Here is a 9159-nt window from a genome sequence, read left to right as displayed (position 1 = left end):
ATTGCCTTCATCCACATCATAAACTGGCGGAAATGAATCAGATCACCTTCCGGATTCTCTGTCCAGAGTGTCTTCGATTTACGTGAGGCATTATTTGCAATCACTTCATTGGCCGCACTCAGGATATTCTTGGTAGAACGGTAATTCTGCTCCAGACGAATCACTTTTGCATCCGGGAAAACGTGCTCAAATCCAAGAATATTTCCAATGTTTGCCCCACGGAACTTATAGATAGACTGGTCATCGTCACCGACTACGCAGAGATTCTCATATTTGGAAGCCAGCAGACTTACAAATTTAAACTGTGCGGTATTGGTATCCTGATACTCATCCACCATGATGTATTTGAAACGTTCCTGATAATTCTCAAGAACATCTCCACAATTCTGGAAAAGTTCTACGGTCTTTACGATCAGATCATCGAAATCCAGCGCGTTATTTTTCCGCAGTGATGCCTGATATTCCCTGTATACTGCTGCCACTTTCTTCTTATTAAAATCACTGCCTGCATTCAGTTCCATTTCATCCGGTGTGATCAGCTCATCTTTCGCATGGGAAATCTGTGCCAGAAGGGAACGTTCCTTATATATCTTGGTGTCGATATTCAGCTTTCTGCAGATTTCTTTCATCAGAGTCTTCTGATCTTCGGTGTCGTAAATGGCAAACCTGTTATCAAAGCCAAGCCTGTCAATATGTCTGCGCAGGATACGCACGCAGGTAGAATGGAAGGTAGATACCCAGATACTCTCTGAGCCGAATCCCACGATCTTATCTACACGCTCTCTCATTTCACTGGCTGCTTTGTTTGTAAAAGTGATAGCCAGGATATTCCAGGGATTTACGCCCTTTTCATCTATCAGGTATGCAATGCGGTGGGTAAGCACCCTCGTCTTTCCCGAACCCGCTCCCGCCAGGATCAGCAGCGGTCCCTCTGTATGGTAGACCGCTTCCTGCTGCTGGGGATTTAATGTACTGTAAATGTCACTCATTTTCTCTCCTATCTCCCGTATACTCCAGGACAATTATCGTAGAGCATACTCGCCGAGTTACTATTTGCTCTGTTCCTCATCATGGTCTTTCTGCGCATTATATTTGCCTGCTATCGGTAGACAGCAATTCTCTTTACGCGCATCAGCCCAATATCTTCACAATTATACACAAAAACCAAAGTAGCTACAACTATTTACGATTAGAAATTTCTATATAATTTTCCAATTGTCATTGTCTGTTCCATATTCTGGAAAATCAGAAGTATATTCCACAAAATTATGTATTACTACTTACTCCATGCCCGGTAACGTTACTGTTCACTCCGTTCTCAGTAACGTAGCCAAAATTCATTCCAGATTGCCTGCGGCAATGGAATTTTGGCTTGTATGTCTCGGGATTTTGGCATATTTATGCCAAAACACCTCGCGGGATAGTGGTGTGTGAACAGTAACCCGGTGACAATTTATTTTAACTATTGAGTAAAAAAAACATTTACAAGTAGTATTTAAAACTATATAATAAGGAACAGAGGTGATTAAAAGATGACAATTGATGAAAAAGATATGATAAACAGTATTCTGGCAAGTGTGTCCAGAATTGATTATATTAAACTGGAAGATATTCCAAATATCGAATTATACATGGATCAGGTGACAACCTTTATGAGAAGACAACTTGCCTCCACCAAGCGTTACGAAGATGATAAGATCCTTACCAAAACTATGATTAACAATTACGCTAAGAATAAACTCCTCCCTCCACCGGAGAAGAAACGTTATTCCCGTGAGCATATCCTGATGCTGATTTTTATTTATTATTTCAAGAATATTTTATCGATCAATGATATTCAGACTCTGCTCACACCGATCGCACAGAAATATTTCAAGTCCATGACTGAGAAAGATATGACTTATATTTATAATGAAGTTTTCAGCATGGAAAAAGAGCAAATTGAATCTCTGAAGAAAGATCTGCTGCGTAAATACAAATCCGCCCGGATACCTTCTCTGATGCAGACGAAGAAGTCAGGAGAACCTTAAGAGATTTTCCTTTATCTGCCTGCTGAGCTTCGATGTTTATGTAAAAAAGATGATGATCGAGCACCTGATAGACGGAATGAACCCAACACCTGAACAGAAAGATAAAAAAGAAGAAATAAATCAACTTACAATGCTAAATTCAACTGTTCTATATACTCAAAAGGAGACTGCATATTTTGCCGTTCTCCTTTGGATTCTTATACTATTTTTTATGGTTATCCCACCTGAAATAGTTCCTTCATCCACACCAAGCATTTCTCCATTCTCGCGACTTTCCCCAATAACAATCTGGAACCAATTTTGACATTTGATGTCTTCCAAATCTATTTTCCTGTTCCGATACAATGTTTCTTCATCCCAACCTTTATCAGAAATCTTTTTGCCAGTTATATGAGAGCACACTGCATCCTTCCAAAAGTTCATTATCATATGTTTCTTCAATATTCTGATTTACATTGACCATAACAGAAGAAAGATTCTCCCCATTATCTATTTCCCTCCATACAATATACCAAAGGTCCCTTTACAACTGCTGCTTTTGCATTGTCTGCTCTTACCTGTGGATTTGCATGAACAAATACCGGCTCTGCATCAAAGCTTATTTCAACAACACAAGATATTTTATCTCTATTAAATGATATTTCTTATTTCTCCACTGCCTTAAATGTAAATTTAATCGGCTGGTAATCGCCTGTTGTCAATGGCAGTGGCAGACCGGCTTTCATAAGGGCTGCGCCTGTGTATACTTTTCCTGTTGCTGTGTCTTCGTATTTCATATCCGCATCCAGTCCCTGTGGGTAGAAAAGATAAATATAAGGATTTGCTTCACTGTGAAGTCTTACTCCGCACACCACTGTTTCTTTCTTATCTTTTGATACGAACTGCCAAAGTACATGATTGTTGTTTTCAAATGGGTTCACCAGACGATAATAGTCTCCTGACTGTACCAGATGCTCCATTTCTTTATACTTCAGAATCTGTTCTTTCGCGATCTTCTTATCTTCCTCGGACATCTTCATCAGATCAAGTTCATAGCCAAATGTACCGGCAGATGCAACAATCCCTCTTGTCTCAAATGGAGTAGTTCTTCCGGACTGATGATTCGGGCATACACTGACATGAGCACCCATGGTGCTGATCGGGTATCCGAAGGAAGTTCCATACTGGATTTTCAGTCTGTCAATGGCATCTGTATTATCACTGCACCAGATCTGTGGAGAGTAGTAAAGCATTCCCGCCTCAAATCTTCCGCCTCCGCCTGAGCAGGACTCAAACAGAAGATCCGGATATCTCTGTACCAGGCTTTCCATCATTTCATAGACAGCCAGCACATATCTGTGGTAAACCTCTCCCTGACGTTCCTTTGGAAGAGCTGCTGAGAACACGTTATCTACACTTCGGTTCATATCCCATTTCACATAATCAGCCTTGCATGCATCCAGAACCTTAAAGATCTGGTTCATAATGTGTTCACGTACTTCTTTTCTGGTGATATCCAGATTTAACTGATATCTGCTTCGATTCATGGCACGTCCCGGAATCTTCAGTGCCCAGTCCGGATGTTCTCTGTAGAGATCACTGTCCTCGGAAATCATCTCCGGCTCTACCCAGAGACCAAATTTAAGGCCAAGACCATGGATTTTCTCTGCAAGTGCAGGAAGTCCGCCTTTAATCTTCTCTTCATTTACTTCCCAGTCACCAAGTGCGCACCAGTCATTATCTCTCTTTCCAAACCATCCGTCATCCAGGACAAACATATCCAGTCCAATATTTTTTGCCTCTTCTGCAATGTGGTAAATCTTATCTGCGTCAAAATCAAAATAAGTTGCTTCCCAGTTATTTACCAGGATCGGTCTTGGCTGCTCTGTATACTTACTGCGGATCAGATTGCTTCTGTATGCATCATGATAGATTCTGGAAAGTTTTCCGAAGCCTTCTGCTGAGTATGCCATGATCACTTCCGGTGTCTCAAAACTCTCCCCCTGTTCCAGTGTCCAGGAGAAATGATAAGGATGAATTCCCATTGCCATACGGGTGTGTCCTACCTGGTCCACCTCTGTTTCAAATAAGAAGTTTCCACTGTATGCAAGTGCATATCCATAGCAGTTTCCATAAGTTTCCTCTGTATTTCTGTCACAGAGGATCACAAATGGATTGTGATGATGGCTGGAGGTGCCGCGGATACTTCCCACAGACCAGTTGCCATGGCCAAGATGAGTTCTCTCCATCTGTCGCTCCACATTATGTCTGCCATAGAAGTGGACTACATCCAGTTCTCTGTATTCATAGTCCATTTCCATAGACATTGCTTTTTTTACTGTAACCGGTGCTGTACCTGTATTTTCCAGGCGTACCGCTCTGGTGATCACATCAAGATGGGGAAATACACCATAGAGAAGATGTGCTTTCAGTCCGCTGGCACGGTCTGTCAGAACAATTTCCAAAGTCTCTGCCTCATCTTCCTTTGCAAACATTGCAGGAAGCCCTTTCAGGCTGTACTTTCCTTTTGTGATCTCATAGGACTCAAATTTCAGATTTGCAGTATCACTGCCGTCTGCCTGCTCTGTCTCCAGGCCATTGATACGATAATCACCATTTCCATATGTAGTATATTCCTGTGGCAGGGTATCTAATGAAAATGTTTTGTCCTTTTCTGCTTCATAAGGATTTCCTGAAAATCCTCTGTCCACACATACGATCCTGTCTGTGATCAGCGCATCGCCTACCGGACTTCCATAATACAGATGAACCAGAGTATCATACTCTCTTACCTGCATCTGATAAGTGCTGTGCTCTGTTCTCAGGTCGAATACTTTTTCTGCCTCGTGATATTTAATCCATTCCATACTCTGTACCTCTCATTTCTTTGTTCTTTCTATTTTATAGATGTTCTTTATAGATGTCTATCTATTTTTGTCAAGCGGATATTCGCAATCCGCTTTGCTACTTGCTCATAACCGAATAACTGCTTCGCAGTTTATCAGAAGGAGCTTGCACTCCTCCTGATACAAGCAAGTCCCCACCCACTGCTTATTGCTTTTCGCAATTGAAGCAGGGGACTTACTTGATTCGGTTAAAACGCATACTGATCAGGTTCTGTGTCCACATAGTGATGTTCCTCTTCCTCCTCTTTGAAGTAGGGTTTGAACAGTTTCCACATAAACCAGGAGTCTGCATAGGCAGTCAGAGAGAATCCAAACATCAGCCAGATCAGCAGATATATCGGGAAAAGTTTTGCATCTACAAGTGTCATTGTCATTGGCAGGATTGTGATCACTGCCACAGCTAATGCATAGCCTATATGTTTAACCGCAAAATAAAATGCGTTTGTGATCAAAGTCATTGTTTTATTTTCGAATGCTGCAACTGTTGGAAATACATACAGTGCAACTACCACCAGAGGAATATAGACCGCAAAGATCACATAATTAAAGATCTGTGACATGGATCCCGGCATTGTTGCCAGAGCTTCTTTTTCCATATAAATAAATATTCTTGCTGCAGCCATCAGAATCCAGATCAGTGTGGACTGCCTGAAATTCTGCTTAAAACTCTTAAAAAAATCATGAAGTACTCTGATATCTCCATCTTTATGGAGTTTCAATGTACAGTAAAATAATGCAGTGGTGGATGCCCCTGCTGTGATAATCGGAAGAGAGCACACGATCCACAGCAAATTTAATGCGATTAACTGACCTAAAAATCCGAATATTCTGTCAAAGAGACTTCCTGGTTTCATTTCTATCTACCTCTTCCTTTCCTGTCATTTATCTTCTTTTGTTTTATATTTCAGTTTACTTTCTCTGAACTTTATCAAATCCAGTTTCAGGCAAGCCCTGTTATACTCGTTCTAATTTTATAACAAAGCCTGCCTGTACTGCTCAGATTTTATTACAGTTTACCACCAGATGTTGCAATACCTTCGATGAACTGTTTCTGGAAAATCAGATACAGTACGATCATCGGAATACATGCAAGCAGAGATGCCGCCATCAGCTGCGGATAATTGTTGGTGTACTGTCCCTGCATTTTTGCAAGTGCTGCTGACAGAGGCATTACATCCTTGTTACAGATCAGAGGCCACATCAGGTCTTTGTATGCAAATACTGCTGTGAAGATTCCCAGTGCCACCATGGAAGAACGTGTCAGAGGAGCCATGATGAACAGGAAGGTCTGGCCGATGTTACATCCATCAAGACGTGCAGCCTCTTCCAGATCTTTCGGAAGTCCCATATAAGCCTGTTTGAGGAGGAATGTACCAAATGCAGTAACAATACCGGGAAATACCAGGGCAAAAATGGTATTGAGCATTCCCATTTTACTTACCATTAAGTACTGTGGGATAATGAAGATCTGTCCAGGAACCATCATCTGGAAAAGTACCAGAGAGAACATCAGGTTTTTCCCCCTGAAGTTCAGACGTCCAAATGCATAGCCTGCCAGTGTTGCTGTCAGAACTGCGCATACAACACGGCCCAGGATCAGAAGCAATGTATTGATATACAGATGTAAGAAATCCATATTTTCAATAACTTCTTTAAAGCTGTCCCATCTCCATGTAGACGGGAGGATTACGAACGGGTTGACAGAAGTTGCCTCTGTCATGGTTTTGAAAGCTGTCAGGATCATCCATAAGAAAGGAACCAGCATGGTAATAGATACCAGTATCAGGATAACATGGATCAGAACTCTGTTTGCTTTATCTCTTGCTGACATAATTATCCCTCCTTAATTATAGTGAACCCACTTCTTCTGCGCAATGTTCTGGAATACTGTCATAATCATAATCACAACCAGAAGAAGTACGACGATTGTTGAACCATAGCCTTTGTTATTCTGTACAAAGGAATTCTGGTAGAACAGATAAACAAGTGACTGTGTTTTGTAAAGTGCAGGATTGTTTCTGTCCATAACCATAAAGATCAGATCGAATACCTGCATGGCGCCGATGACACGGGTAACCATTACAAAGAAGATGGTCGGCGAAAGCAGCGGGATTGTAATATGGAAGAACTGTTTCACACCAGTTGCTCCGTCAATGCTTGCTGCTTCATAATAATCTCTTGGGATTTCCTGCAGACCAGACAGGAAAAGTACCATATTGTAACCAATGATGGACCATACACCGATCACTGCGATCGCATAAACTGCAATCTTCGGATCAGAAATCCAGTTAATCTTTGTATGGAAAATGTGATTCAGAAGACCAAATTCTGAGTTAAACAGCCATCTCCATACCATGGCGATCGCAGCCGGAGCAGCAACCATAGGCAGGAAGAAAATAGTTCTGTAAACAGCACGGCCTTTCATTTTACGGTTTAATAAAACTGCCAGTACCAGTGCGATGGCAATGGAAAACGGAACTTCCACAATGGCATATTTAAATGTATTTAATAATGCCTGCCAGACTTCCGCATCGTGGAACAGCTTTACATAGTTGTCAAAACCAATGAAGATATTTCCCTTACCGAAATCTCCGGTCTTGAAAAAGCTCTCATAAATGGTCTTAAAAATCGGATAGATATTTAAGATGATCAGACCAAGCATTGTAGGAAGAATGAACGCCCATCCCCAGATGAATTCATTCCGCGCCTGACTGGTACCTTTTTTTGGATTTGCCACGGCTCTCACTCCTTCTTATCATAAAATTTTGTTGCTGATTTGAATGGAAAACTGCCGCATATCTGCATACCTGTTGTGACTTCTGCGGTTATCACATGATCGGAATCTTTTCTGCGGCAGCTTTTCTGTTTCTTATTTTTTATGAATGGTTTTGTTAAACATTAATTAATAGGACTCTTCTGCAATGGCATCATTCATAATAGTAACGATGTTCTTGCATGCATCATCCATGCTTTCCTCATCATTCCATGGTTTCTTCAGTTCTTCACACATTGGGTTCCACCATGCAAGTGTTGCATTTGTGTGTGGTCTGAATACGATGTCATCCATTGCATCCATGTATGGCTGTAAGTTGAAGCAGTCAACACTGTTAACCCATCCATCGGACATTCCTTCGTAAGCTGCCATTGTTACACCAAGGTCAGCCTGTTTCTGCTGCATGTCTTTTGTACCGAACCACTCAATAAGCTGGAAAGCTTCGTCCGGCATATCTGTGTTTGCAGAAGCAGCCCATCCAAGACCATTGTAAAGAGATACGCTTCTGCCTGTCTCAGCGTCTTTCGGAAGTCTTGCTACATCACAGTGTTCTTTGATATAATCGTTGTCTTTGAAACCAGATACCATCCAGGATCCCTGAGAGATCATAGCTACTTTACCAGATCCGAAGAGTACGTCTGTACCTGTTTCGGACATTGTAGATGCAGGAGGCATTACATTTTTAACGCATTTGTCAACGAATTCCATTGCCTTGATAGTATTAGGATCATCAAAACCGGATTTGTTATCATCTGTCAGTACACATCCGCCCATGGAGTAGATAATATTCATCCATGTATCCTGCTCGTTAGACGGGTTTGCTGCGAAACCATACTGGCTTCCGTCTTCTTTTGTAAGTTTCTCTGCGATATCATAGAATTCATCCCATGTCCAGCTTCCGTCCGGATAGTCGATTCCTGCTTCATCAAACATATCTTTGTTATACCACATAGCGATTGTGTCGATATCCTTCGGTACTGCGTATGTTTTTCCGTCCCACTGATACATTTCCTTGATATCTTCCGGGAATTTGTCCATTTCCAGTTTGTCGCTGTCTGCAACCTTGTCTGTCAGATCAAGTAAGATATCATTGGACATATATCTTACTGCTTCGTTGGAATGCATCCAGAATACGTCCGGCATATCTCCGCCTGATGCACCTGCTTCAAGAAGTGTCCAGTAGCTGCTCCACTCTACTACCTGAAGTTCAGTTTTAATTCCTGTCTCTTTTGTAAACTCATCCATGATCTCCTGAAGTCCGGCTTTCTGTCCGTTATCCCAGATTGCAACTGTCAGAGTTTTGTCTTTCGCCTGTGCACTTACCGGTGCAAGTGCTGTAACTGTCATAGCACCGATCACTGTTGCGACTGTGAGTTTTTTCATGTTTTTTCTCATATACATCCTCCTTTATTCGTCGTTTCGACGTGTTCCTTGTGATTCTTATTATACGTTTTTGTCTATTTTTTTAAAT

Annotated in this window: 8 protein-coding genes and 1 pseudogene; 1 reads left to right on the top strand and 8 read right to left on the bottom strand. The window is 41.5% G+C overall.

What is annotated here, in order from left to right:
* Positions 1 to 989, bottom strand: a 989-nt coding sequence (locus tag AC058W_RS01085) for an ATP-dependent helicase (RefSeq protein WP_479389579.1), incomplete at its 3' end; no start/stop codon positions are given.
* Positions 990 to 1532: 543 nt separating this feature from the next.
* On the opposite strand from AC058W_RS01085, the pseudogene AC058W_RS01080 reads away from it, so the two are divergent.
* Positions 1533 to 2136, top strand: a pseudogene (locus AC058W_RS01080) (DUF1836 domain-containing protein); the annotation flags it as partial.
* A gap of 50 nt (positions 2137 to 2186) precedes the next feature.
* On the opposite strand, the gene AC058W_RS01075 reads toward AC058W_RS01080, so the two are convergent.
* The 7 genes from AC058W_RS01075 to AC058W_RS01045 form a co-directional block, all read right to left on the bottom strand.
* Entirely contained in the window at positions 2187 to 2459 is a 273-nt protein-coding gene (locus tag AC058W_RS01075; protein ID WP_479389581.1) for a hypothetical protein, read from the bottom strand.
* A 56-nt stretch (positions 2460 to 2515) separates the two neighbouring features.
* Positions 2516 to 2632 carry a hypothetical protein gene (locus AC058W_RS01070; RefSeq protein WP_479389580.1) on the bottom strand — a complete coding sequence of 39 codons (117 nt, stop codon included), beginning with the start codon at positions 2630 to 2632 and terminating at the stop codon, positions 2516 to 2518.
* A 42-nt stretch (positions 2633 to 2674) separates the two neighbouring features.
* Complete coding sequence (locus tag AC058W_RS01065) at positions 2675 to 4876, bottom strand: alpha-galactosidase (RefSeq protein ID WP_118609330.1); 2202 nt, start codon at positions 4874 to 4876, stop codon at positions 2675 to 2677.
* A gap of 227 nt (positions 4877 to 5103) precedes the next feature.
* Complete coding sequence (locus tag AC058W_RS01060; RefSeq protein ID WP_479389578.1) at positions 5104 to 5769, bottom strand: YesL family protein; 666 nt, start codon at positions 5767 to 5769, stop codon at positions 5104 to 5106.
* Positions 5770 to 5921: 152 nt separating this feature from the next.
* On the bottom strand, positions 5922 to 6746 hold the full coding sequence (locus AC058W_RS01055) for a carbohydrate ABC transporter permease (protein ID WP_055199750.1): 825 nt from the start codon (positions 6744 to 6746) through the stop codon (positions 5922 to 5924).
* A 12-nt stretch (positions 6747 to 6758) separates the two neighbouring features.
* A complete protein-coding gene (locus AC058W_RS01050) occupies positions 6759 to 7652 on the bottom strand; it encodes a carbohydrate ABC transporter permease (protein WP_055199751.1) in 894 nt (297 codons plus the stop codon).
* A 165-nt stretch (positions 7653 to 7817) separates the two neighbouring features.
* Positions 7818 to 9083: an ABC transporter substrate-binding protein gene (locus AC058W_RS01045; RefSeq protein WP_055199752.1), complete on the bottom strand. Its 1266-nt coding sequence runs from the start codon at positions 9081 to 9083 to the stop codon at positions 7818 to 7820.
* Between the last annotated feature and the right edge of the window lie 76 nt (positions 9084 to 9159).

Source organism: Blautia sp. CGZ-1-C1 (assembly GCF_056504575.1).
The sequence above is the reverse complement of the archived record's forward strand: the minus strand, read 5'-3'. Positions and strand labels throughout refer to the sequence as shown.

What these genes read in the sequence shown, in the direction of transcription:
- AC058W_RS01075 (WP_479389581.1), bottom strand. Translation starts at nt 2,459, where the DNA reads ATGATAATGAACTTTTGGAAGGATGCAGTGTGCTCTCATATAACTGGC.
- AC058W_RS01065 (WP_118609330.1), bottom strand. Translation starts at nt 4,876, where the DNA reads ATGGAATGGATTAAATATCACGAGGCAGAAAAAGTATTCGACCTGAGA.
- AC058W_RS01060 (WP_479389578.1), bottom strand. Translation starts at nt 5,769, where the DNA reads ATGAAACCAGGAAGTCTCTTTGACAGAATATTCGGATTTTTAGGTCAG.
- AC058W_RS01055 (WP_055199750.1), bottom strand. Translation starts at nt 6,746, where the DNA reads ATGTCAGCAAGAGATAAAGCAAACAGAGTTCTGATCCATGTTATCCTG.
- AC058W_RS01045 (WP_055199752.1), bottom strand. Translation starts at nt 9,083, where the DNA reads ATGAGAAAAAACATGAAAAAACTCACAGTCGCAACAGTGATCGGTGCT.